This is a genomic window from Herbidospora sp. NBRC 101105, from assembly GCF_030269205.1.
Taxonomy (GTDB): domain Bacteria; phylum Actinomycetota; class Actinomycetes; order Streptosporangiales; family Streptosporangiaceae; genus Herbidospora; species Herbidospora solisilvae.
In genome coordinates, this window is record NZ_BSSX01000005.1 from 473,642 (window position 1) to 495,666 (window position 22,025).

Here is a 22,025-nt window from a genome sequence, read left to right on the forward strand (position 1 = left end):
TTCGCGGTCTAGCCGAGTTCGTCGACGACGTCCTGCAGGTTCTCGTACGTGCGGTCGGGGATCGAGCGCACGAGGTCCAGGACCTCGTCCGGGGCGCCTTCGGACTGGGCCTGCTTCAGCAGGGCGGCACGGTCGGCCGGGAAGACGTGCGTCCCGCTGATCCATTTGGCCAGTTCGCTGCGGCTGTCGACTTCGCGCGACGTCATTCCCTCAGGCGAGCCGGGCGCGTGAGCGGGATCGTGTTGCATGTCATCGTCCTCTCGTCGCGGATGGTCAGTCATCCCTACCCGCGATGACATGGGCAAACATGCCGGGTTCCAAGATTGGCGGCCCAAAGAGGGATGGCGCGCGGAGCCACGGGTAAGGATGCGGACCTGGCCGAACAGCGTGCCATCTCGTCGGCTCACCCCTTGGGAAGGGGCACGCCATGGACAGCAAAGCCAAGGCCCTGGGTCATCCGATCCATCAGGTCCTCATCGTCTTCCCGCTGGGCCTGCTGGTCACAGCGGTGATCTTCGACATCATCCATCTGTTCACCGGTGGCCGGGACTTCTCGCTGGCCGCCGCCTACGTCATGGCGGCCGGCCTCATCGGAGGCGTGATCGCGGGGATCTTCGGGCTGGTCGACTGGCTCGCCATCCCGGCACGCAGCCGCGCCAAGCGCATCGGCGCCCTGCACGGACTCGGCAACGTGGTGGTGCTGCTGCTCTTCCTGGGGAGCTGGTTGCTGCGCGCCAACTCCGTGGACTGGGTTCCGGGCGCTCTGGCGCTCGTCCTGAGCTTCGCCGGAGTGGTGCTGGGCGGGGTGACCGGATGGCTGGGCGGCGAACTGGTCGACCGGCTCGGTGTCGGCGTCCACGAGGGCGCGAACGTCGACGCCCCCAGCTCGTTGACCCACCGGCGCGCCGCCTGAACCGGTGATCCGCACTGGGCGGATCTACGCTGAATGTTTGCGGCGGGACGCGATTAACGCGACACGTCGGCGGGGACGGAACCCAGTCCGGCCCGACGGGAACCCGGCCCACCCCATTACGCCTGACCTCGGTGAGGAACGGTGCAGGCGACTTTGGGAGTACGACACCATGGATTCCATCACGCGCGACCCCGGCCGCGAGCTGTCCGACGTCGCCGTTCCGCGCCAACTGTCCGTGCGGTTCCTCTCCGTCGGCACTCAGACGGTCGTCGCCGTCGTCGACGGCGAACTCGACCTCTACACGGCGCCGTTGCTGGAGGCGACATTGCTTCCGTTGCCCGCCAAGGGCGTGCGCCGGATCGTCGTGGACGCCCGAGGGTTGCGGTTCTGCGACGTCTGCGGCTTCCGGTCGCTGTCGGAGATCAACGACATGGTGGCCGGCCACGGAAGCGAACTCGTCGTCGCCCGGCCCAACAGGGGTCTTCGCCGCATCGCGACGCTCGTACAGGAGCTCTACCCGGCCGCCGGATCCCCGCCGATTCGTATACAACCCTGATCCAGGCACGCGGGACCGGCCGATCGCTCAGTCGCCGCGTCCGGGCTCGGTCATCCGGCGGGTCATGCGCGCCTTCAACGTCTCCGGCAGCACCTTGCCGGCCATGGTCTGCGCGAGGTTCTTCTTCGACCCAGCGACGACGTGGTCGTCACCGGCCATCAGGGCCTCGAACCCCTGGCGCGCGACCTCGGCCGGGTCGTCCTTGTCCGCCGAAGCGACCTTGGTGTCCTCCATCCCCGCCCGGCGGAAGAAGTCGGTGTCGGTCGGGCCGGGCAGCAGCGCGGTCACGGTGACCCCGGTGTCCTTGAGCTCCTCGCGGATCGATTCGGCGAAGGAGTACAGGAACGCCTTGGACGCGGCGTAGACGGCGTGGAAGGGCCCGGGCATCGTGCCGGCGATCGACGAGGTGACCAACACCCGCCCTCGATGGTTTTTGATCATTTCCGGCAGGACCAGCTTGGCCAGGTGAACGGCCGAGACGACGTTGAGCTTGATCAGCTTGAGTTCCGCGTCGAGGTCGGTCTCGCGGGCGAAGTCGCCCCCGACGCCGACCCCCGCGTTGATCGCCACCGCCTCGATCGGACGGCCCGACGCCGTGGCGCGCAGGTGGAGCTCCTCGACCCCCTCGTGGTGGGCCAGATCGACCCGGACCGTCGAGACCGCGGCCCCCATGTCCTCCAGGTTCCGGGCCGCCTCCAGCAGACGCTCGTCCTCGGCCGCCACGACCAGGTCGAAGCCGTTTTTGGCGAACTGCCTGGCCAGTTCGTAGCCGATTCCGCTCGACGCGCCGGTCACCAGGGCCAGTGGCCGCGTGCTGGGCATGCTCATGACAGATCCTTCCGTGGTGTGTCGCTGAGTCGGTTCAGCGCCGTGCTGAGCGTCATGCCGTAGACGACGTGCCCCAGCGCCATGACGGCCTGCCGCGCCGGACGGTCGCGTGACGCCGGGGGCAGGGCGCCCACAGCGGGCACCCATCCCTGGTAGGAGGCCAGCCACATGGTCAGCCCGTAGACCGCGCCGAGTAGCGCGGGCGGCCGGCGCCGCCGGGTCAGCAGCGCGAAAGCGCTGCCCGCCGCGGCGCCGAACCCGAAGTGGGACACCACCGCGAGCGGTTTCTCGGCCGGCTTGGGCCGGTGGCGCGACCCCGGCAGCAGGGTCCGGACGATGCGCTTGGGCGGCTGCTCGCTCATCAGTCCCGTGCCGCGACCCGCCAGCATGACGACGCTCATCGCGCCGGTGGCGAGCAGACCGCCGACCGCGCCCGCGCTCAGTCTCCTCATTGGGGCACCTTCTCCCGGGGTTCTCCTGGACGGGGGTGCTTTCGGGCGGCCGTACCCCTCCTACCAGGCGCTACACGTTCAGGCGTGCTCACGGCGGCCGGGGCGGGACAACACCACGCCGAGGGTGAGCAGGCCGAGGCCGAGGGCCAGGTGCAGCCAGTTGTCGGCCGTGTTCAGGGGCACGAAGTTGCCGTCGTCATCGTGGTCGACGATCAGGCCGTACACGAACAGCAGCAGGTAGACCACCCCGCCGCCGATGAGGAACGCGCGGGCCGCCGAGGCGGTGCGGGCGGCGGCGATGCCGGCCACGCCGAAGAGCAGATGGACGATGTTGTGCAGGATCGAGACCTGGAAGACGCCGAGCAGCAGCGCCTCCGAGTGGTGGCCGGCGAACTCCATGGTGTCGTAGTTGGTGGTGACACCGGGGATGAAGCCCAATAAGCCGACCAGCAGGAAGACGACACCGGCGATCAGCGAGGCCTGGCGAAGGGGGGAACGGGTCCGGTTGGACGCGGGAGTGTTCATGAGAACTCCTGTCAGGACAGGGAGTGCTCGCAGCGCGACTGTTGTGCTGGTGTCCCGCCGCTACCCGGCTCCGCCCGCCGCAATCACGAGGCGCGGGGCAACATCGAGCCGCCCAGCTCACCGCGGGGGTCGTAGACCACGCACATGATGTCGCGGTCGCCGTCCGCCCAGGTCTCGGCGGTCGGCAGGATCGGGTAGTAGTCGAGCTCGGCCCCCGCCGCACCGGGCCAGTAGTTCACGAAACCCCGCTTGCAGCTGGTCCAGCCGAAATCGGCCAGCGCGACACGGTCGTAGGGCCCGTCGTCGGCGTGCACGAAGCCGTAGGACTGGTTGTCGGCGTGCTGGTCGCAGGTCGTGTAGAGGACGATCTCCTCGCCCGCCGCCGGGGAGTACTCCGGGTCGGTGAAGCACTCGCCCGGCTCCAGGTTGAGCACGCCGGTCGTCTCGGGGGTCAGGAAGTCGTCGCCCTTCTGGACGGCGGGCGCGGCCGGGATGACGAAGAGCGCGCCGAGCGCGAGCACGGCCGGCGCCATCGTCAGAAGGCGGTGCGGCCGCCGGGCTACGGTCATCGACACCTGTGCAGGCTGGCGGACCATGTGAAATATCACCACAACGCCGGGTGTCGGCCGGATGACGGCTCGCCTCCCCCCGCGTGACCTCGGGTGACGTTGCTCACAACGGCGCGACGGAGATCGTCAGTTCACTCTGCGGCAAGCTTCCGGCCGATCTTTGGCCAACCGATTCTGCGTGGATTCGGACATCCCCATCGTGCCCCTCGGTGGGATGCAGTCCCCTTTCCTCAGGAGTGAAGCTCGACGTGAGTGACGCCACCCGACCCTGGTCCCTGCGGACCCGGAAGGCCAAACTGACCGTGATCGGCGCCAGCGCGCTGCTCGTCGGCGGTATCGCCTTCAGCCCGATGGCGTTCGGCGCCGCCGCACCGCCGAAGTTCCCCGCCGCCGAGATCCACAAGCCCACCCCGATGCCCGACCGGGTCATCCTCACCCCGACCACCACGCCTTCCTCGTCCCAGAAGGTCACGTGGCGGGCCGAGACCACCGCCGAGTTCGCCCAGGCCGAGATCCTGGAGTCGCCTCGCGCGCTGGGCGAGGTCGCCCCCGCCGCCGGCGCCGTCACCAACGTGAAGGCGCAGTCGAGCACCCCGGTCAACACCACCCTCGGGTACGCCTCGACGTACCACACGGTCGAGTTCACCGGCCTCAAGCCCGCCACCCGGTACACCTACCGCGTAGGCGACGGCACCAACTGGAGCGAGTGGAACGACTTCACCACCGCCGCCGCCGCTTTCCAGCCGTTCTCCTTCATCTACTACGGCGACGCGCAGAACTACATCGACTCGGCCGTCCCCCGGGTGTTCCGCCAGGCGTTCGCCGACCGGCCGCAGGCCAAGCTGATCGTCAACGCCGGTGACCTCATCGACTCCGCCAACAGCGAGGAGCAGTGGGGCCAGTGGTTCAAGGCCGGCGGTTTCATCGACAGCCAGGTCAACAACCTCTCCATCACCGGTAACCACGAGTACAGCGGCTCCGCGCTGTCGTCGTTCTGGGTGCCGCAGTTCCCCTACCCGGACAACGGCCCCGCCTGGACCGACTACCCGAGCGCCCAGAACATCGCGAAGACCGCGTACTACGTGGACTACCAGGGCGTCCGCTTCATCGGCCTGAACACCAACGTGCAGTCCATCCCCGAGCTGATGGCCAAGCAGACCGCCTGGCTGGAGGGCCTGCTCAAGGACAACCCGAACAAGTGGACCGTGGTGACCTTCCACCACCCCGTCTACTCCAACACGGGCACCCGCAACAACCCCGTGGTCCGCGCCCAGTGGGCCCCGCTGTTCGAGAAGTACGGCGTCGACCTGGTGCTCCAGGGCCACGACCACTCGTACGGCCGCGGCAACCTGAAGTCGGCCCGCCAGTCCGCGACCACGCACAACGGCGTCTCGTACGTGGTCTCCGTCTCCGGCGGCAAGATGTACGAGCTCAACGGCGGCGTGAACTGGACTGGCAACGGCGCCGAGGTGATCAGCACCAGCGAGAACACGCAGCTCTACCAGATGATCGACGTCGACAAGGACCAGATCCGCTTCGAGGCCCGCTACGCCAACGGCGAGCACCACGACGGCTTCCTGATCCGCAAGAACGACGCCGGTGAGCGCACCGTCACCGAGCTCGTCGACGGCAACACCGGCGAGCAGGTCACCGTCGACAAGACCAGCGTCGAGCCGGGCGAGCAGCTCACCGCCACCGCCTTCGGCTACGACGCGGCCGAGAAGGTCAAGGTCTACCTCCTCCGCACCAAGGGCACGGTCGACAGCCGGATCTACGTCGGCACCCAGACCGCCGACGCGCTCGGCAAGCTGACCTACGGCTTCAAGCTGCCGGCCGACCTCGACAAGGACAGCACCTACCGGGTGTACCTGGAGAGCGCCACCCAGAAGATCACCAGCCCGGTGATCACGGTCAAGTAGCACCCAGGACCGGGCCGGCGCACCCGCCGCCGGCCCGGCTCCGCCCCGACAGGAGACCCCGTGACCTTCCGCACCCGCCTGGCCTGCGCACTGCTCGCCGTGGCGACGACCGTCGCCGTACCGGCCGCCGCGCATCCCTTCGGCCCGCCGTCCACCGCGCGGATCAGCGTCGACGGCTCCCACGTGGCCATCTCCTGGCTGGCCGCCGAGGACGACTGGGTCGCGCTCGGCCAGTCGGTCGGCGCATTCGAGAACCCGGTCACCGGAACGGTGTCGACGACCCTCACGGGCGAACAGAAACTGCAACGGTCCGCGGCGGTGCGGGATTACCTGCTCGACCGGATCACCGTCGCGCAGGGCGGGAGGCCGTGTCCGGGCCGGCTTGAGTCGCTGGAGCAGTTGGTCGTCCAGGGCGCCCGGTTCACCTTCGACTGCCCCCAACCGGCCGTCGACCTGGACGTCACGGTGAGCGCCCTCACCGACCTCAACGAGAACTACCGGACCATGCTGACCGCCGAGACGCCGGCCGCCCCGTCGCAGGCGCTCTATACGGCACGCCAGCCGACCACCCGGCTCCGCTTCACCGCCTCGGGCGGAGGAACACCCACGGCGGTGCTCACCGTGGCCGCCGGCACTGCCGGCGCGGCTGCGCTCATCGGCGGATTCGTGCTGGTACGGCGCCGGCGGATCGCGAGCGCGGTGATCTAACGCGGATCGGCCGGATCGATGCCGCGTTCCCTCAGCAGCGCGTCGAGTTTGGCCTCGATGCGTTCATCGCTCTCCCTGGACTGGGAGGAACCCCAGTAGTAGAGCACCGCCAGACCCCGCGGTCTGCCATAGGAGCTGCAGGAACTCCGGGTGGAGGCCATGAACTGCGGCAGATGGTCCGCCCAGGCGAAGTCCCGGCCGTGATCACTCTGCTCGCCGGCGAACGCGACCGCCTGGAAGATGAACTGGCCGATCCAGGAGATCAGGAAGAACGCTCCGGTCACCAGCGCAAAAGAATAGGCCCGGCTGAACTTCGGCATCCTGACCTTGCCTTCGAGGTGCGTACCGGCCATGGCACACGCTCCTTGGCAGATGGCTTCTGTCCTGAACGGACGTCAGAGCTGCCCTCATATCCGGCGATGACACCTGAGCCCCAGCCTGAGCCCTGCCTCACTAGGCACCCTGAGGGTGCCTCCGATAGAGCAGGCAGAACTCGTTGCCCTCCGGGTCGGCCAGCACGACGAACCCCTCGTCTCCCCTTTGGCCGACGTCGACTCGTCTGGCCCCCAAGCCGATCAGTCGCTCGACTTCGTCGTCCACCTGTCCGGCTGGGACATGGAGGTCGGGATGGTTACGGTTCTTGCCGTTCTTGGGTTTGCCCGTCTCCTGGAGCCAGACCGTCAGCGACCCGGACGGGGCGTCGGACGGGGGCCACAGGTGCGGGCTGCTCCCGTCGTGCTCGATCTCGTAACCGAGTGCCTGCGACCAGAACGCGGCCATCTTCCGGCTGTCGATCACGTCGATCGTCCACTGCGCGAATCGGCTCGTCACGGTGCCCCCAGGAGTCGTGGACTCGGTGCTTACGAGGTGTGGGAGCTACCCCGGCAGACGGTGTTCAGCCGACGCGGAGATTTCTCGCCGTGGTGAACCTCCGGCTCAACGCCGGATGACGGCCGATAGGCGAGGTCGTTATCCGAGCTAGGCGGAGAGCGTGGGATTCAAACCCACGAGGAATGTCACCACTCCTAGCAGTTTTGATCATGAATCGGCAGCGACTGCCGGCTCATCCCACTGCTGGAGCTGTGGCACCCCTGACCGCCGCGTGCCTCGCTTGGCGCGCCGCCAACCTCCGGGTTACGCGACCTTCCTCATTCCTTGCCCCTCAGCCCACGCCATCCCATGGACCTGGGCGAAGCCCTGGGCCTCCGATCGCCCCCAGCGTGGCTGGCGCCCACTGCTTGGCGCCCGGGACGCGTGCGCGGATGGGCGCAAGCCGGCAACCTCTCCTGGGCATCCTTTCGCGGGCTTCTTGGACGGCGCCCAGGAAGTGCCGGCCGCGCTTTGAATCGATCTCGTGCACATTTGACGACGCGGCGTCGACGGTCGATACCGCTCAGACGGGCCGGATCACGGCGGCGGTCCTGGATGCTTCATTACTTCTCGCGGACCTGGGCGGCGTGGATGGGGACGTCGTTGTTTCCGCAGATCTTCGTCTTTTTCTTGGGCTTCCAGGTCATCTTCCAGGAACTGCCGTTCTCCTGGCTGGCTCCGACGCTGACGTTTCCGATCTTTATCGAGGCCGACGCCGTGTGGGTGGAGTCTCGCGACACCCACGTGTCGCTTCCGATCTGGGTGGTGTTATCCGACTTGCAGGGCCAGACGCTCTTGAGAGACTGCTTTGAGTTTCCTCCCGTGAAGCGGTCCGGGCGCCACTCGAAGACTCCTACGAGCTTGGTTTTGAGCGTGACGTTGTCGACACACACAAGATCCCATGTTCTGAACTCGAACTCGGCCCGAAGGCGGACGTTCTGGTTGGTGCCGATCTTGAATTTGACTCCGCTGGAGACGGTCTGCGCGTGCGTGTATCCGGCCTTGAACTCACGGCCTTGGCCGCTGACGACGGCCACCGCTTCGACCGAGGTCTTCGCGGTCGTCGACCACTCGTACAGGGCGGTGGTCTTCGATCTCGTGTACACGGTCTGGAGCGGGACCCAGCGTTTGATGACCGGGAGGCTCGACTTCCTCCAGGAGTAGCCGCCGTAGCCGTCGGGGCAGTATTTCCCCGGGTTGGGAATCGACGTGGTGGAGCGATGGCCGGTCAGTTGCAGACGGGGTGCGCCGGAGCTTGCGGCGAGGCGGCGGTCGGGTGATTCCGCACCGGTTGGGCCGGCACTTAGCCAGCGTGCCGCTTTTCTCGATGGGGGATACAAATACGTCCTGCGCATGACCGCGTGCTGCCCGCCCGCGGAGGTGACGAGGACGGAGACCCGCCCCGAGGCGTCGATGTAGCCGTCGAGCGAGGTCAGCGCCGGGGTGTCGAACGTGAAGGCGCCGCTGCCGTCAGTGGTGGTCTCGTCGAGCTTGATGACCTCGATGCCGACACCCGCTGCCGTGGCGGCGGTGACCTCGCGCGACGGTTCGAGGTCCAGGCGCAGCGGGGTATCCCTGATGGGTTCGCCCGCTTCGTCCAGGAGAGTTCCCGAGAGGATCGGCGTCCGCCGGACGCCTGGCATGGCCGCGGCTGCCAGGGCCCGGGAGAGTTCGAGATTCGGACGCTTGAGGCTGTTGACCGTGATTTCGGACGTGGGCGCTTGGAGCTCGTGCGCCTGAGCCGGTGGAACAGTTGGAACTACGAAGATCGCGATGAGGATCAAGGCGAATACCGACTTTGATGTAGCCATGTACTGTCCTCCGATTTACCTCATTCAAGGCATGGCGAAGTCGACTGAAGTCGATCCCCCGTTTTGAACACCCCGTCAGTGTTGATGGCGCCACTTCCGGCGCGATGAGTCGAAAGCACCGTAAATAGTCACGCGACCTCGGTCAACACGTTCCGGTTGAGCCTCATATCAAGCGCGCATAGAGGCGGTAGGTCAGCAGGCGGTCGCGCCGTCGTCGACCAGGTAATTGGCGCCGGTCATGTACGACGCTCGGTCCGAGGCCAGGAAGACCACCAGGTCCACGATCTCCTCCGGGCGGGCGAAGCGCTTGAGCAGGGCCTGGTCGTCGGCCAGGTCTCGTTCGCTCGCGGGGGTCAGCACCGGGCCCGAGCTGACGGCCACGGCGCGAATTCCGTGAGGGCTCCCTCCAACGCCACTCAGCGGGTCATGCCGATGACGCCCGCGTTGGCCGCAGCGCTGCCTGCGATCTGGCCGGCCATGGAGGCCACGTTGACGATGACGCCGCCGCCGCGTTGCACCAGGTGGGCCAGGCGAACTTGGACACGAGGAAGGGGATGTCCAGTTCGCCCGCGATCGTCGTGTGCCAGTCGGCGATCGAGAAGCCGAGCAGGGCCGCGTTGTTGTAGACCACGTCCAGGCCTCCATGGACGGCCACGGCCTCCTCCACCACCTGGTGGGCCTGGTCGGGGGTCGGTCGGGTCGATGGGGGCGACTCCCGTCATCTGGCCGCCTGCCTCGCGTACCAGCGCCACAGTCTCGCTGTTCGCCGCCGTCTGGATGTCGCAGCCGACCACTCTGAGCCGGACATCGTCCACCGCAAGGTGATCGTAGGGAGATGCGTCTACGGGCCTAATCACCTGGGGAAACATCACCAAGATCATCCCGTGATCAACGACATGCAGCCGGCCACGACGGCTCACGGCTGCACGCCCAAGAAATGATCACCCAGGCCACCCGCCACCTATCAGAGCAGGTCAGACCACGTTTCCCAAGCTAGGCGGAGAGCGTGGGATTCGAACCCACGAGGAACGTCACCGCCCCTAGCGGTTTTCAAGACCGCCGCCATCGTCCACTAGGCGAGCTCTCCAAAGCACCCCCAAGGGGGGTGCCACAGAACGCAACCCTACTCTCTCCCGCCCCCACCAGAGGACGGGAGAGCCACGCCACTAGATGTGATCCGGGATCTCGGAGTACCGCCGCTCCCCAAGCCCCGGCCCTCCAGCGAACCCGTCCCCCACAGAAGCCGCCAGCCGCAGGAACGCGGCCCGGGTAGGCTCCTGCAACCTCTCCAGGTCGATCTCCGCCCCTTCTTCAAGGTGCGGGTCATAAGGCACCCGAACCACAGCCCGGCACCGAGCCGCGAAGTGCGCCTCAAGCCGCTTGAGGTCGACGGTCGACTTGGACCGGGGCCGCACGCTACAGAGCACCACAGTCGCCGACCGGACAAGATCCCCGTAGTCGTGCGCCTCAAGCCAGTCGAGCGTCGCCGAAGCCGCCCGCGCCCCGTCGACGGAAGGACTGCTGACGAGCACCAGCTGGTCGGCGAGCCCGAGCACGCCGGACATCGCCGAGTGCAGCAACCCCGTCCCGCAGTCGGTGATGCAGATCGAGTAGAAGTTCTCCAGAACGGCCGAAACCGCCTGATAGTCCTCAGCGGAGAAAGCCTCCGACACGGAAGGATCCCGGTCGGACCCGAGGATCTCGAGCCGCGAAGGCGTCTGTGAGGTGAAGGCCCGGATGTCGACGTACCGCCGGATGTCCCCGCGCTCGTTCAGCAGGTCACGGATGGTCGCCGAGGTCTCGAGCTCGACCTTGTCGGAGAGCGTCCCACGGTCGGGGTTGGCGTCGACGGCGATCACGCGGTCGCCGCGGACCTGTGCCAGCGTCGCGCCGAGGCCCACGGTCGTGGTGGTCTTCCCGACGCCGCCCTTGAGGCTGAGCACCGCCACACGGTGGTGGCCGGCCGAGACGGGGGTGCGTGCCCGCGACACCAGCTCCTGGCGGCGCCGCACCTCGGGGGCCTCGCCGGGCTTTATCAAGCCGGCCGTCGCCTTGAAGACGACGCGGCGCCAGCCGGTGGCGGGTCCGTCCTTGCGGCCCTTGAGGAGGGTCGCGGGGTCGAGGCTGTCGGCCGAGGGCTTCGACGAGCGGGGCACGAGGGCCCGCGAGGGGGTCGAGAAGGCCGGTGCGGGCAGGTTGTCGGGCTGGCGGCGGCGCGGCTGGTAGGGCTCGCGCTCGGCGATCTCGCGCGACTCCGAGACCGGCGGCTGAACCTCTCTGGTGTACGCGTCCAGCGCCTCCCGCGCCGAAGACCGGAAGGCCTCCCCGGGACCGGGGGCGGCCTCGGCCGGCGTGCTGAGGTTCTCCCGCAGGGATCCCCTTAACGGCTCCTCGGCGTCCCTGATGGGCCGGAACCGGTCGCCGGGGTCGGTGTCCTCGGCGGCGGGGGTCTCCTCGGCCTCGGTGCCGGGCCAGGAGAACCGGCCGGACTCGGAGTCGGGCCGCGACACCCGGTCGGTGTCACGCGGGAAGCCGAAATGCCCCGAGTCGGTGTCAGAGCGCGAGAGACCGAAAGACCCGGAGTCCCGGTCGGTGTCGGCGCGCGAGAGGCCGAAAGACCCCGAGTCGGATTCGGTCCGCGTCACGCGGTCGCTGTCGGAGCGCGAAAGGCCGAAAGGCCCGGAATCGAAGTCCGAGTCGCTCTCCGGCCGCGAGACCCGGTCGGTGTCGCTCCGCGAGAACGTGAAGCCGCCCGAGTCGGACTCGCCGTCCGAACGCAGGGCGAAGCTCCCGGGGTCGGTGTCGTTGCGTCCGTAGCTCGCCAGGTCGGACACCGTCTCGGGCGAGAAGCGCCCCGTCTCGGCGTCGGGCCGGGGGAAGCGTCCCGAGTCGGACGGCTCGTCGGACACCGGCACGGCCGGCTCCAGCCAGCCGCGTACCGGCTCGTCGGAGGGGTCGGGCTCGGCCGGGGGCCGTTCGCCGAACGCGCCCACGTTGTAGGAGTCGGTGTCGATCGGGGAGTCCCCGAACGCCCCGCGCCCGTTCCCGAACGGCAGCGGGTCGAGCGTCTCCACCCCGTTGTCGGTCGCGGGCGGCTCGTCGACGGCGGCGACCGCGCGGAACGGCGCCGGTTCGGCCGGGACGGACCGCCACGGGTCCTTCGGGTAGGGCGAGGGCACCTCGTCGCTCGGCGGCGCGGGCTGCTGGGACGCTGCCAGCGACGACGCCGTCACCGCGGACACCGCGATGTCGACCTCGTCGGGCATCTCCTTGATCGCGTCGAGCCAGGCGAGCTGGTCTTCGAGCGAGTGGGGATCCTCACGATCGTGTCGTGCCACCGTGTTTCCCCCTCGGGATGGGCTAAAGGGGCAGCAAACACATTGCAGATTAGCGCCCCGTATACAGGCGAACGCGGCCAACCGTCGAGTTGGCCGCTCGGTTACTTTAGGTCACATGCGTGCGATCGTGATTTCAAGCCCCGGCGGACCGGACGTTCTAGAGTGGCGCGAGGTGCCGGATCCCGTTCCCGCCCGAGGTGAGGTGGTGATTGAGATCACGGCGTCAGCCGTGAACCGGGCCGACCTCCTGCAGCGGCAAGGACTCTACCCGCCTCCGCCCGGCGCGTCTGAAATTCCCGGGATGGAATGTTCTGGGGTGATCAGTGAGGTCGGCGAGGGTGTCGACACCCTCACGGTCGGTGACGAAGTCACGGCTCTGCTGGCCGGTGGCGGATATGCCGAAAAGGTGGCAGTTCCGTGGCAGCAGGTGATGCCCGCCCCCACCTCCCTGGCCGAGTCGGCCGCGCTGCCCGAGGTCGCCTGCACGGTCTGGGCCAACGTCTTCATGGCGGCGCGCCTGCGGAAGGGCGAGACCCTGCTCGTCCACGGCGGCGCGAGCGGCATCGGGACGATGGCCGTCCAGCTCGGCAAGGCCTTCGGCTCGCGGGTGATCGTCACGGCGGGTTCGGAGGCAAAGCTGGAACGATGCCTGGCGCTCGGCGCGGATAGAGGAATCAACTACCGAGAAGAAGATTTCTCCCAAGTACTGAAAGACGACCGCCCCGACGTGATCCTCGACATCATGGGCGCCAAGTACCTCCAGCCCAATGTCGCGGTCCTGGCCGAAGGCGGACGTCTGGCCATCATCGGGATGCAAGGCGGCACCAAGGGCGAACTCGACATCGCCACGTTGCTGCGCAAGCGCGGGACCGTCATGGCCTCGGCCCTGCGCAGCCGCACCCCCGACGAGAAGGGCGCGATCTGCCGGGGCGTCGCCGACAACGTGTGGCCGCTGGTCAGCGCGGGTGCGATCAGTCCGGTCGTCCACGCTGAGATACCGATGGAACACGCTGCGGAGGCCCACCGCATGCTCGAAGCCGGCGACCACATCGGCAAGATCCTGCTAGTAGGTTGAGAGACATGAACGCTGACGAGAGCACTCCACACATCGTGGTTCTTCCGGCAGGCGAAGAGGCCCCGGGCGGCGAGGAGCGGTCGGTCGCCGACCTGGTGGAACAGCCCGCGAAGGTGATGCGGATCGGCAGCATGATCCGCCAGCTTCTCGAAGAGGTCCGCGCGGCCCCCCTCGACGAGGCGAGCCGCAAGCGTCTCATGGAGATCCACCAGAGCTCGATCAAGGAGCTCGAAGACGGCCTGGCCCCCGAGCTCGTCGACGAACTCGAGCGCCTCTCGCTCCCGTTCACCGACACCAACGGCTCCCCGCCCAGCGAGGCGGAGCTCCGCGTGGCCCACGCCCAGCTGGTCGGCTGGCTGGAAGGCCTCTTCCACGGCATCCAGACCACCCTGTTCGCCCAGCAGATGGCGGCCCGCGCCCAACTGGAGCAGATGCGCCGCGCGCTGCCCGGCGGCTTCTCCCAGCAGGGCGGCCAGGAAGACCCCGGCCACCGCGGCGCCTCGGGGCCCTACCTTTAAAGCCCTATGTGTACGGGCTGGGCGACCCCCAGGGCACCCGGCCCGCCCACAACCCTCACATGGACGGCACCGCCCGGAGGGGACAAGCCGAACACGGCCACGGGATCGGGCGCTTCGCGCCCGAAATTTCGTGACATCGCCCGCTCCAAGGGCTGAGGAAAAGCGCAAACCACCACCCTCAGGCCGCCGAAGCACCCCCGTACAGCCGCTCCAGCACCAGCGCCACCCCGTCGTCGTCGTTGGCCGCCGTCACCTGGTCGACCGCCGCCAGCACGTCGGGATGCGCGTTGGCCACCGCGACCGACGTCCCCGCCCAGGCCAGCATCGGCAGGTCGTTCGGCATGTCGCCGAACGCGACCGCCTCCCCGGGCGCGATCCCGTTGCGTTCGGCGAACCGGGCCAGGGCGGTCGCCTTGGTCACCCCGAGCGCGCTCATCTCGATCAGCGCCCGCCCGCTCGAATGCGTCGGCGTCACCAGGCCGCCCACCAACGCCACGACCTGCTCGTAGAGATCGTCGGCGTCCATCGTGTGGTGATAGGCGAGCAGCTTCGCGCACGGAAGCCCCAGAACCGAGGCCACGGGCGGCCGGCCGTCGCCGAACCGGAGATCCCAGCCGCCCAGGGGGAAGCCGGTCTCGTAGGCGTACCCGTCCTCGTACTCGACCGAGAAGGTCAGCGACGGCACGGCGGCCCGCAACAGGGCGACCGTCTCGGCCACCACCTCCGACGGCATCAGGTGGGAGTCGGCGATCGACTCGGTGTGGAGGTCGTACAGGAGCGCGCCGTTGGCGCAGATGGCCAGGCCTCGGTGGTTGACGACGTGGGAGACGGTCGTCATCCAGCGGGGCGGGCGGGCGGTGACGAAGACCAGGGTCGCCCCGGAGTCCTCTACGGCGGCGAAGGCGGCGGCGGTGCGGGCCGAGATGGTGCCGTCGGAACGCAGGGCGGTGCCGTCGAGGTCGGTGGCGACGAGGCGCGGTGGGGCCATAACAGGTCCCAGTTTGCCCTGTCCCCGAGACGCCCCGGTCAGGGGGATCTCAGGACAAGAATTCTCCCCCGGACTTGGAACACCGGGGGGCCGACATAGTGTTAGATGTGAACGCGTTGTATTAGCTGTTCCCGTAGCGAAAACCAGCTTGACTGTTATGAGCCACCCGGGGAGCTGTGCGACACACCGGGGCTCACGAGGTGTGTGCCCCAAGATTCACTTCCTTAGGGAGAGCGTTAATGGCTCAGGGAACCGTCAAGTGGTTCAACGCTGAAAAGGGCTTCGGCTTCATCGCCCCGGACGGCGGCGCGCCGGACGTGTTCGTGCACTTCTCGGCCATCACCGGCTCCGGCTACCGGAACCTGGAAGACGGCCAGCGTGTGGAGTTCGAGGTCACCGAGGGCCCGAAGGGTCCGCAGGCCTCGCAGGTCCGCGCCCTCTAGACCACTGACAACGGCGAAGGCCGGGGCTCTTCGAAAGAAGAACCCCGGCCTTCGTCGTGTTATTTGACGGGTTCGAGAACGTCAAGCCCCACAAAGGGCCGCAGCGCCTTGGGAACCACGACCGAACCGTCGGCCTGCTGGTGGTTCTCGAGAATCGCCACAATCCATCTGGTGGTCGCGAGTGTGCCGTTCAGCGTGGCCACCACGCGGGGCTTGCCGTCTTCGTCGCGGAATCGCACCTTGAGGCGGCGGGCCTGGAACTCGGTGCAGTTCGACGTCGAGGTGAGTTCGCGGTAACGCCCCTGGCTGGGGATCCAGCCCTCGCAGTCGAACTTGCGGGCGGCCGACATGCCGAGGTCGCCCGCGGCGGTGTCGATGACCCGGTAGGGCAGCTCGCACTTGTCGAGCATCTGCTTCTCCCACGCGAGCAGCCGCTGGTGCTCCTCGGCCGAGTCCTCCGGCTTGCAGTAGGAGAACATCTCGACCTTGTCGAACTGGTGCACCCGGATGATGCCGCGGGTGTCCTTCCCGTACGACCCGGCCTCCCGGCGGAAGCACGACGACCAGCCCGCGTAGCGGTAGGGGAGCTGGGAGCCGTCGAGGATCTCGTCGGCGTGGTAGGCCGCCAGCGGCACCTCGGAGGTGCCGACCAGGTAGAGATCGTCTTCGGGCAGCCGGTAGATCTCGCTGTCGTGGGCGATCGTGAAGCCGGTGCCCTGCATCGACTCGGGCTTGACCAGCACCGGAGTGATCATCGGCACGAAACCGGCCTCGACGGCCTGCTGCATGGCCATGTTGAGCAGCCCGAGCTGGAGCCGGGCCCCGGCGCCGCGCAGGAAGAAGAACCGGGAGCCCGAGACCTTCGCGCCCCGCTCCATGTCGATCGCGCCGAGCAGTTCGCCCAGCTCAAGGTGGTCGCGCGGGGTGAAGTCGAACTCCCGGGGGGTGCCCACGTGGTCGAGGACGACGTAGTCGTCCTCACCTCCGTGGGGCGCGGCGGGGTCGACGATGTTGGGCACCGACATCACCTTGGCGTCGAGCTCGGCGCCGAGCTGCTCGGCCTCCGCCTCGGCCGCCTTCACCTGCGCCGCGAGATCCTTCGCCCGGTCGAGCAGCGCCTGCCGCTCGTCGCCGGACGCCTTGGAGACCGACTTGCCCACGTTCTTCTGCTCGGCGCGCAGGGACTCGAAGGAGCCCAGCGCGCTACGACGACGCTCGTCGAGGGAGAGCAGCGTGTCGACGACGGTGTCGTCCTCCCCGCGGGCGCGCTGCGAGTCGCGCAGCCGGTCGGGATCTTCGCGTAGGGTTCGCAGGTCAATCACAGAGCAAACGCTACCGTTGGACGGAACCTGCCCGCATGCGGCTTAGCCACCCGGCGGCCTCGGCGAAATCGGGGTCGGCGGTGCCGCGCTTGATCTGCGTCGGCACCTTGTCGGCCCGCGGATAGCTCCCGAGGAAGCGCAGATCGCCCGAAATGCGGTGCAGCCCAGAGACGGCCTCCCCGACCCGCGCCTCGGCGATGTGCCCTTCGCAGTCGAAGTGGAAGAAGTAGCTGCCGATGCCGTCACCGGTCGGACGCGACTCGATGCGGGTCAGGTTGACGCCGCGTACGGAGAACTCGGAGAGCATCTCCAGCAGCGCGCCCGCGTGGTCGTCGCGCAGGAAGGCCACCATCGACGAACGGTCGGCGCCGGTCGGCTCGGGCAGCGCCCCGGGGGGCGCGACCTGGACGAACCGGGTCACGGTGTCGTTGCGGTCACCGATGTCGGAGGCCAGCTCGGTCAGGTCGTAGATCTCACCCGCGATGGCCGGGCCGATGGCGGCGTCGTAGGGGGACTCGGGGTTGGCGATCTCCTGGGCCGCGCCGGCGGTCGAGGAGGCGTGGACGACCACGGCGCCCGGGATCTCCCGGTCGATGAACTCACGGCACTGCGTGTGCGCGGCGGGGTGGGTGAAGATGCGCTTGATCTGGCGCATCTCGGTGCCCGGACGGACGAGAAGGGAGAACTCGACGGGGAGCAGCAGCTCGGCGACGATCAGCAGCGGCTTGCCCCAGGCGAACTCGTCGAGCGTCTGGGCGATGCCGCCTTCGAGCGAGTTCTCGAGGGGCACGACCGCCCCTTCGGCCTCGCCGTTGCGGACCGCGTCGAGCGCGGCCTTGACGTTGGCGCACGGCAGGCGCTCGGCCTCGGGCGCAAGCTCACGAAGGGCGGCTTCACAGAAGGTGCCCTCGGGGCCCAGATAGGCGAGCTTTGACATAACACCAGGTTAGCCACAGTCGGCGGTGGTGTATGCGTAAAAGGAGACACGGACGGCCGAAGATCGGCCATGTCTCCGCCATGACTTCAGCGGGCGGAGTTGCTCCAGAGCCCTCCGGCGGGTCGCAGCAGGTCACCGTCGGCCGCCTCGACTTCCGGCCCCAGCCCCAGCCGCGCCGCCCGCACGGCCTGCTCCTCCTCCGGGGAGAGGGGCTGGAGCCCCTTGCCGCCCCTTAGTGCCCTGACGTAGGTGCGGGTTTCGGTCCGCCCGTTGATCGACGTGAGCACGATCCCGTCGCCCAGCCCATTGATCAGCGCGACCGAGAACGACAACCGCCCCGTCATCTCCTCCAGCGCGTCGTAGCGGAAGACGGCCACGTCGCGGATCGCCTTGGTGTCGACGACCCCCTCGACCGCCGCCCGCCTGGCCAGCACGTCGAGACAGTCCTGGACGGCGGCCCGCGCGTTGCGCAGCGAGTAGAGCCCGATGACGACCCCGGTGAACCCCGCGAGCAGCCCGGCGATCACGAAAGCGGTTACCAGCACGCGACCGAGCGTAATGGCGCGGTCACGGTTTCGCCCGGGTTCGGGCAAGGACGAACACGAGGGCCATGGCCCCCAGCCCGAACGCGTTCTGCACGATCTTCCCCAGGGTCGGCGACAACACGGGGATCTCCCACATCTTGATGTAGGCCCCCCACCACGGGATCGGCAACACGTAATAGACCCACGTGACCGCCCGCTGCCGGAACTCGGGCAGCGCCGCCAGCACGACCACGATCCAGGCGAGATGGTGAATCCAGGCCACCGGGGAAAGCAGCACCGCCATCAATCCGGTGAGCGCCGTCGCCGTGAGAGCGTCGCCGGCGAGGTAATGGCGGCGGGCGGCGCGGAAGCCGTACCACCCGATAAAGGCGACGGCGGCGAGCCAGAGCACGGTGGTCAGCGCATCGGGCCAGTAGAGCCGCAGCAGCATCCCCCGCATCGACTGATTCGTGGTCGCCGTATTGGCCCCGAGCCTTTCCGAATCGAGCAGCGCCCCGAACCAGAAGTCGACTGCGTCCTGCGGAATCACCAGAAACGGAATGACCGTGAGGAGGGCCGCCGTTCCCGACGCCGTGAGGAACGTTTTCATCTCCTCATTCCGGTACGGCTTCCGCCACGCCACCAGCAGCAAGAGGATGAGAAACACCCCCGGCGTGAGCTTCACCGCCGTCGCGATGCCGATGAGAATGCCGCGCGGCCACCAGGGCCGTTTGACGACGACGTCGAACAGGCACAACGCGACGAGGAACAGATCGACCTGACCGAACCTGATCTGGTCGCGGATCGGCATCAGGTAAAGGCACGCGATCGTGACCAGCGGCAACCATTTCCGCTGTTCGGGAAAGGCCACCCAGACGACGGCCACGAGCGTCGCGACGATGGCCGCCGTCCAGACCCACTGCAACACCGGCCACGGCAGCATGGCGAGCGGCACCGCGAGCATGGCCGAGATCGGCGGGTAGGTGAACGGCAGCAGTTGCGGCGCCGGGGTCACCACGCCGTAGACGGGGAGCCCGTCGAGGAGCGCCTGCCCGCCGAGCCGGTAGACGTCGAGATCGACGAGCCGCTGGTCATCGGGGTTGGTCAGCCAGTAGTGCACGAGCGGCGCGGCCGCGGCCAGCACCAGCAGCACCCCCGCCAGCGGCCACCACGTCGTCCGACTCCGCGCAACGCTTCCCACGACGAGGCAGGCTACCGTTTAGCCCGCTGATGGACCGCAGGGAAGGAGACCCCGTGCACGGACCCTCCGAAGGTGCGGCCGCACGGGGAGAAACACCGGACCTCGCGGCCCTTCCGCGAAACGCCACGACCGAGAACGGCACGGCCGAGAACCGCACGGCCGAGAACCGCACGGCCGAGAACCGCACGAGCGAGAACCGCACGAGCGAGAACCGCACGAGCGAAATCCGCACGGCGCTCGCTTCGGGCGGCGTCGCCGACACATCGCACCGAGCTCGTCCCGTGGCCAGGAGACCGGTCCGAGACGCAGGGTCCCGGAGAGCGAGGATCCACCGGATCGTCTGGGTTCTGCTCACCGCCGTTTTGACCGGGGTCTTCGGCCTGCCCGGGAGCGCGCTCGCCGCCCCCCAGGGGCAAGTGGTGATCATCGGCGTCCCCGGCCTGGAGTGGGCCGACCTCAGCCCCTCGCGCACCCCCAATCTGTGGAAACTCGCCGAAACCGCCGGTGCCGCCTCGTTGTCGACCCGTGCGGTCCCGCTCGAAGGCCGGGGCATCACCTGCCCGGTCGCCGGTTGGCTGACGGTGTCGGCCGGGCAGCGAGCCGCCTCCCCGGGGTGCGAACCACCCGTTCAGCCCAGAGGCGCCACCGTGCCCGACTGGCAGGCGCTAGTCGAGCTCCAGCGGCAGTCGTCGTTCCAGGCCCGGATCGGCGCCCTCGGACAGGCGGTCAAGGACGCGGGCGGCAAGACCGTCGCCGTGGGCCCGGGGGCGCTGCTGGCCGCGGCCGACCTGGCCGGGAACACCACCAGCTACTTCGAGAGCATCACCGATCTCGACCCCGGCGGCTACCAGCTCATCGTCGCCGAGGCCCCGGAGATCTCCGACGCCTGGCTGGCCGACGGCATGAGCTCCCGGGGAAGAGAGCAGGCCGTCGCCGCCGCCGACACGACCGTCGGGGCCATCCTCGCCAAGATCCCTCAAGGGGCGACGATCCTGGTCGGCGGGGTCTCCGACGCCAGGGCCGGCGCCCACCTGCACGTCGCCATGGCCAGTGGTCCCTCGTTCGGGACGGGCCTGTTGACCGCGTCGTCGACCCGCCAGGCCGGCCTGGTCACCATCACCGACCTGACCGCCACCGCCCTGACCGCCCTCGGCCTGCCCGTCCCGGACGGCGTCGTGGGCCGCGCCTGGACCGCGACGACCCAGCCCGCCGACCCGCAGGCCCTCGCCGACGACGACCTCGCCAGCCAGGTCCTCAGGGACGTGCGGGAGCCGTTCTTCTTCGCGCTGGTCATGATCCAGGTCCTCTTCTACGCCGTCGCGTCGGTGATCATGCGCCGTCAGGTCGCCGCCGCCGGACGGGCCATGATGATCGTCGGCGTCGTCAGCGGCGCGGTGCCGATCTCGACGTTCCTGGCGCAGCTCGTGCCGTGGTGGAGCGTCGCGCATCCGATGCCCGCGCTCGTCGGCACGATCCTCGGCTTCGCCCTGCTCATCGCGGCCGTCGCGTTCGCCGGGCCGTGGCGGCGCGACGTGCTCGGGCCGCTGGGCGTCGTCGCGGGCGTGTCGTCGGTCGCGCTGCTGCTCGACGTCATGACGGGCTCGCACCTCCAGGTCAACGCGGTCACCGGCTACGAGCCGGTCACCGGCGGCCGGTTCTACGGCTTCGGCAACATGGCCTTCGCCGTCTACTCGACCGGCACGATCCTGTTCCTGGCCGCCGCCGCCCATTTCATCCGCCGCCGCACGGCGGCCCTCGTCTTCTGCGCCGGGTACGGCGTGTTCGCCATCGCCGCCGACGGCTGGCCCTCCTGGGGGGCCGACTTCGGCGGGGTGCCGTCGTTCGTGCTCGGTTTCGCGGTGTTCATGCTGCTCCTGGCCGGCCTGCGGGTGTCGGTGGCCCGGCTGGCCCTGATCGCCGTCGGGGGCGCCGCGCTGATCACGGTGATCGCCCTGGCCGACTATTCGCGGCCGGCCGAGCAGCGCACCCACCTGGGCGCGTTCGTCCAGCAGGTCATCGACGGCGAGGCCGGCGGGGTGCTGGCGCGCAAGCTCAGCGCGATGCTCGGCACCCTGGGGAACTGGCCGCTGACCCTGCTGTCGCTGGTCGCGGTGGCGTTCCTGTTCCTCGTGCTGGCCCGGCCGCGCGAGATGAGGGTCGCCGCGCTGAGCGTGGCCTACGAGAAGGCCCCGGAGCTGCGGGCCGGGTTGATCGGCGCGCTGACGGCGGCGTTCGTCGGCTTCCTGATCAACGACTCCGGGATCGCGATTCCGGCGATGGCACTGACGGTGGCCGTACCGCTGACACTCGCGGCAGCCGTACGAGCAGAAACACCACCACTCCGAGCAGGAGCCACGGAACGACCTGAGACCTGACCACGTCCACCAGCCACTCCGACCCGGCGGGCTGGTCGAACTGCCGCGCCGGCAGGTAGGCGAGCGAGAGCAGCGAGATCCGGGCCACCAGGACGTAGTCGAGCCACGACCTCGGCACCAGCGCGAGCAGGGCGAAGGCGAGCCCGTCGTACC

24 protein-coding genes and 1 tRNA gene are annotated in these 22,025 nt (G+C 68.7%); 8 read left to right on the forward strand and 17 right to left on the reverse strand.

The genetic code is table 11. The features are described 5' to 3' along the window. Nucleotides 1–8: 8 nt before the first annotated feature. A complete protein-coding gene (locus QSK34_RS22800) occupies nt 9–206 on the reverse strand; it encodes a DUF2795 domain-containing protein (RefSeq protein WP_285586374.1) in 198 nt (65 codons plus the stop codon). A 221-nt stretch (nt 207–427) separates the two neighbouring features. On the opposite strand from QSK34_RS22800, the gene QSK34_RS22805 reads away from it, so the two are divergent. Next, the gene (locus QSK34_RS22805) at nt 428–913 is read left to right on the forward strand and encodes a DUF2231 domain-containing protein (protein WP_285586376.1); all 486 of its coding nucleotides are present in this window, start codon (nt 428–430) and stop codon (nt 911–913) included. 169 nt (nt 914–1,082) lie between these two features. Continuing rightward, nucleotides 1,083–1,469: an STAS domain-containing protein gene (locus QSK34_RS22810; RefSeq protein ID WP_285586379.1), complete on the forward strand. Its 387-nt coding sequence runs from the start codon at nt 1,083–1,085 to the stop codon at nt 1,467–1,469. Between the two features lie 27 nt (nt 1,470–1,496). Here the strand turns inward: QSK34_RS22810 and QSK34_RS22815 are convergent, their stop codons facing one another. From QSK34_RS22815 to QSK34_RS22830, 4 genes are all read right to left on the reverse strand, one after another. Then, nucleotides 1,497–2,297 (reverse strand): SDR family NAD(P)-dependent oxidoreductase, encoded by an 801-nt coding sequence (locus tag QSK34_RS22815; protein ID WP_285586380.1) that lies wholly within the window; start codon nt 2,295–2,297, stop codon nt 1,497–1,499. Further along, nucleotides 2,294–2,749 carry a DUF6789 family protein gene (locus QSK34_RS22820; protein ID WP_285586382.1) on the reverse strand — a complete coding sequence of 152 codons (456 nt, stop codon included), beginning with the start codon at nt 2,747–2,749 and terminating at the stop codon, nt 2,294–2,296. The genes QSK34_RS22815 and QSK34_RS22820 overlap by 4 nt, the downstream gene beginning before the upstream one ends. A gap of 78 nt (nt 2,750–2,827) precedes the next feature. After that, nucleotides 2,828–3,274, reverse strand: coding sequence for a DUF4383 domain-containing protein (locus tag QSK34_RS22825; protein WP_285586384.1), 447 nt, complete (start codon nt 3,272–3,274; stop codon nt 2,828–2,830). A gap of 83 nt (nt 3,275–3,357) precedes the next feature. Further along, complete coding sequence (locus tag QSK34_RS22830) at nt 3,358–3,849, reverse strand: hypothetical protein (protein WP_285586385.1); 492 nt, start codon at nt 3,847–3,849, stop codon at nt 3,358–3,360. Between the two features lie 242 nt (nt 3,850–4,091). Between QSK34_RS22830 and QSK34_RS22835 the strand changes: the two genes are divergently transcribed. Further along, entirely contained in the window at nt 4,092–5,762 is a 1,671-nt protein-coding gene (locus QSK34_RS22835; RefSeq protein ID WP_285586386.1) for a purple acid phosphatase family protein, read from the forward strand. A 60-nt stretch (nt 5,763–5,822) separates the two neighbouring features. Beyond that, nucleotides 5,823–6,470 (forward strand): hypothetical protein, encoded by a 648-nt coding sequence (locus QSK34_RS22840; protein WP_285586387.1) that lies wholly within the window; start codon nt 5,823–5,825, stop codon nt 6,468–6,470. Here QSK34_RS22840 and QSK34_RS22845 read toward each other — a convergent pair. The 7 genes from QSK34_RS22845 to QSK34_RS22875 form a co-directional block, all read right to left on the reverse strand. Beyond that, nucleotides 6,467–6,823: a hypothetical protein gene (locus QSK34_RS22845; RefSeq protein WP_285586388.1), complete on the reverse strand. Its 357-nt coding sequence runs from the start codon at nt 6,821–6,823 to the stop codon at nt 6,467–6,469. The two genes, QSK34_RS22840 and QSK34_RS22845, sit on opposite strands and share 4 nt — an antisense overlap. A gap of 100 nt (nt 6,824–6,923) precedes the next feature. Further along, nucleotides 6,924–7,301, reverse strand: a complete 378-nt coding sequence (locus QSK34_RS22850; RefSeq protein WP_285586390.1) for a VOC family protein — start codon at nt 7,299–7,301, stop codon at nt 6,924–6,926. Between the two features lie 602 nt (nt 7,302–7,903). Next, on the reverse strand, nt 7,904–9,151 hold the full coding sequence (locus tag QSK34_RS22855; protein ID WP_285586393.1) for a hypothetical protein: 1,248 nt from the start codon (nt 9,149–9,151) through the stop codon (nt 7,904–7,906). Between the two features lie 192 nt (nt 9,152–9,343). Beyond that, a complete protein-coding gene (locus QSK34_RS22860) occupies nt 9,344–9,571 on the reverse strand; it encodes an SDR family oxidoreductase (RefSeq protein WP_285586709.1) in 228 nt (75 codons plus the stop codon). A 4-nt stretch (nt 9,572–9,575) separates the two neighbouring features. Then, the gene (locus tag QSK34_RS22865) at nt 9,576–9,806 is read right to left on the reverse strand and encodes a hypothetical protein (RefSeq protein ID WP_285586725.1); all 231 of its coding nucleotides are present in this window, start codon (nt 9,804–9,806) and stop codon (nt 9,576–9,578) included. A gap of 343 nt (nt 9,807–10,149) precedes the next feature. Further along, nucleotides 10,150–10,238: transfer RNA gene (locus QSK34_RS22870), tRNA-Ser, on the reverse strand. 79 nt (nt 10,239–10,317) lie between these two features. Further along, complete coding sequence (locus QSK34_RS22875) at nt 10,318–12,489, reverse strand: nucleotide-binding protein (protein ID WP_285586395.1); 2,172 nt, start codon at nt 12,487–12,489, stop codon at nt 10,318–10,320. 115 nt (nt 12,490–12,604) lie between these two features. Between QSK34_RS22875 and QSK34_RS22880 the strand changes: the two genes are divergently transcribed. Next, on the forward strand, nt 12,605–13,564 hold the full coding sequence (locus QSK34_RS22880; protein ID WP_285586397.1) for an NAD(P)H-quinone oxidoreductase: 960 nt from the start codon (nt 12,605–12,607) through the stop codon (nt 13,562–13,564). A 5-nt stretch (nt 13,565–13,569) separates the two neighbouring features. Next, nucleotides 13,570–14,082 (forward strand): bacterial proteasome activator family protein, encoded by a 513-nt coding sequence (locus QSK34_RS22885; RefSeq protein WP_030455235.1) that lies wholly within the window; start codon nt 13,570–13,572, stop codon nt 14,080–14,082. A gap of 178 nt (nt 14,083–14,260) precedes the next feature. Here QSK34_RS22885 and QSK34_RS22890 read toward each other — a convergent pair whose 3' ends face one another. After that, complete coding sequence (locus QSK34_RS22890) at nt 14,261–15,070, reverse strand: HAD family hydrolase (RefSeq protein ID WP_285586398.1); 810 nt, start codon at nt 15,068–15,070, stop codon at nt 14,261–14,263. A gap of 239 nt (nt 15,071–15,309) precedes the next feature. Here QSK34_RS22890 and QSK34_RS22895 point away from each other — a divergent pair, with 239 nt between their 5' ends. Continuing rightward, a complete protein-coding gene (locus QSK34_RS22895) occupies nt 15,310–15,513 on the forward strand; it encodes a cold-shock protein (RefSeq protein WP_030455233.1) in 204 nt (67 codons plus the stop codon). Nucleotides 15,514–15,572: 59 nt separating this feature from the next. Here the strand turns inward: QSK34_RS22895 and serS are convergent, their stop codons facing one another. The 4 genes from serS to QSK34_RS22915 all read right to left on the reverse strand — a co-directional run bounded on the left by serS (nt 15,573) and on the right by QSK34_RS22915 (nt 19,449). Further along, complete coding sequence (gene serS / locus QSK34_RS22900; protein ID WP_161479504.1) at nt 15,573–16,835, reverse strand: serine--tRNA ligase; 1,263 nt, start codon at nt 16,833–16,835, stop codon at nt 15,573–15,575. 10 nt (nt 16,836–16,845) lie between these two features. Then, complete coding sequence (gene pheA, locus QSK34_RS22905; RefSeq protein ID WP_161479503.1) at nt 16,846–17,772, reverse strand: prephenate dehydratase; 927 nt, start codon at nt 17,770–17,772, stop codon at nt 16,846–16,848. Between the two features lie 86 nt (nt 17,773–17,858). Further along, on the reverse strand, nt 17,859–18,317 hold the full coding sequence (locus QSK34_RS22910) for a DUF4446 family protein (protein ID WP_051760653.1): 459 nt from the start codon (nt 18,315–18,317) through the stop codon (nt 17,859–17,861). A 22-nt stretch (nt 18,318–18,339) separates the two neighbouring features. Beyond that, nucleotides 18,340–19,449, reverse strand: coding sequence for a glycosyltransferase 87 family protein (locus QSK34_RS22915; RefSeq protein WP_285586400.1), 1,110 nt, complete (start codon nt 19,447–19,449; stop codon nt 18,340–18,342). A 101-nt stretch (nt 19,450–19,550) separates the two neighbouring features. Between QSK34_RS22915 and QSK34_RS22920 the strand changes: the two genes are divergently transcribed. Further along, nucleotides 19,551–21,872 (forward strand): MFS transporter, encoded by a 2,322-nt coding sequence (locus QSK34_RS22920; protein WP_285586402.1) that lies wholly within the window; start codon nt 19,551–19,553, stop codon nt 21,870–21,872. The last annotated feature ends 153 nt before the right edge of the window (nt 21,873–22,025 follow it).

What these genes read in the sequence shown, in the direction of transcription:
- QSK34_RS22800 (WP_285586374.1), bottom strand. Translation starts at nt 206, where the DNA reads ATGACGTCGCGCGAAGTCGACAGCCGCAGCGAACTGGCCAAATGGATC.
- QSK34_RS22810 (WP_285586379.1), top strand. Translation starts at nt 1,083, where the DNA reads ATGGATTCCATCACGCGCGACCCCGGCCGCGAGCTGTCCGACGTCGCC.
- QSK34_RS22855 (WP_285586393.1), bottom strand. Translation starts at nt 9,151, where the DNA reads ATGGCTACATCAAAGTCGGTATTCGCCTTGATCCTCATCGCGATCTTC.
- QSK34_RS22885 (WP_030455235.1), top strand. Translation starts at nt 13,570, where the DNA reads ATGAACGCTGACGAGAGCACTCCACACATCGTGGTTCTTCCGGCAGGC.
- QSK34_RS22890 (WP_285586398.1), bottom strand. Translation starts at nt 15,070, where the DNA reads ATGGCCCCACCGCGCCTCGTCGCCACCGACCTCGACGGCACCGCCCTG.
- QSK34_RS22880 (WP_285586397.1), top strand. Translation starts at nt 12,605, where the DNA reads ATGCGTGCGATCGTGATTTCAAGCCCCGGCGGACCGGACGTTCTAGAG.
- QSK34_RS22845 (WP_285586388.1), bottom strand. Translation starts at nt 6,823, where the DNA reads ATGGCCGGTACGCACCTCGAAGGCAAGGTCAGGATGCCGAAGTTCAGC.
- pheA (WP_161479503.1), bottom strand. Translation starts at nt 17,772, where the DNA reads ATGTCAAAGCTCGCCTATCTGGGCCCCGAGGGCACCTTCTGTGAAGCC.
- QSK34_RS22815 (WP_285586380.1), bottom strand. Translation starts at nt 2,297, where the DNA reads ATGAGCATGCCCAGCACGCGGCCACTGGCCCTGGTGACCGGCGCGTCG.
- QSK34_RS22895 (WP_030455233.1), top strand. Translation starts at nt 15,310, where the DNA reads ATGGCTCAGGGAACCGTCAAGTGGTTCAACGCTGAAAAGGGCTTCGGC.
- QSK34_RS22805 (WP_285586376.1), top strand. Translation starts at nt 428, where the DNA reads ATGGACAGCAAAGCCAAGGCCCTGGGTCATCCGATCCATCAGGTCCTC.
- QSK34_RS22820 (WP_285586382.1), bottom strand. Translation starts at nt 2,749, where the DNA reads ATGAGGAGACTGAGCGCGGGCGCGGTCGGCGGTCTGCTCGCCACCGGC.
- QSK34_RS22825 (WP_285586384.1), bottom strand. Translation starts at nt 3,274, where the DNA reads ATGAACACTCCCGCGTCCAACCGGACCCGTTCCCCCCTTCGCCAGGCC.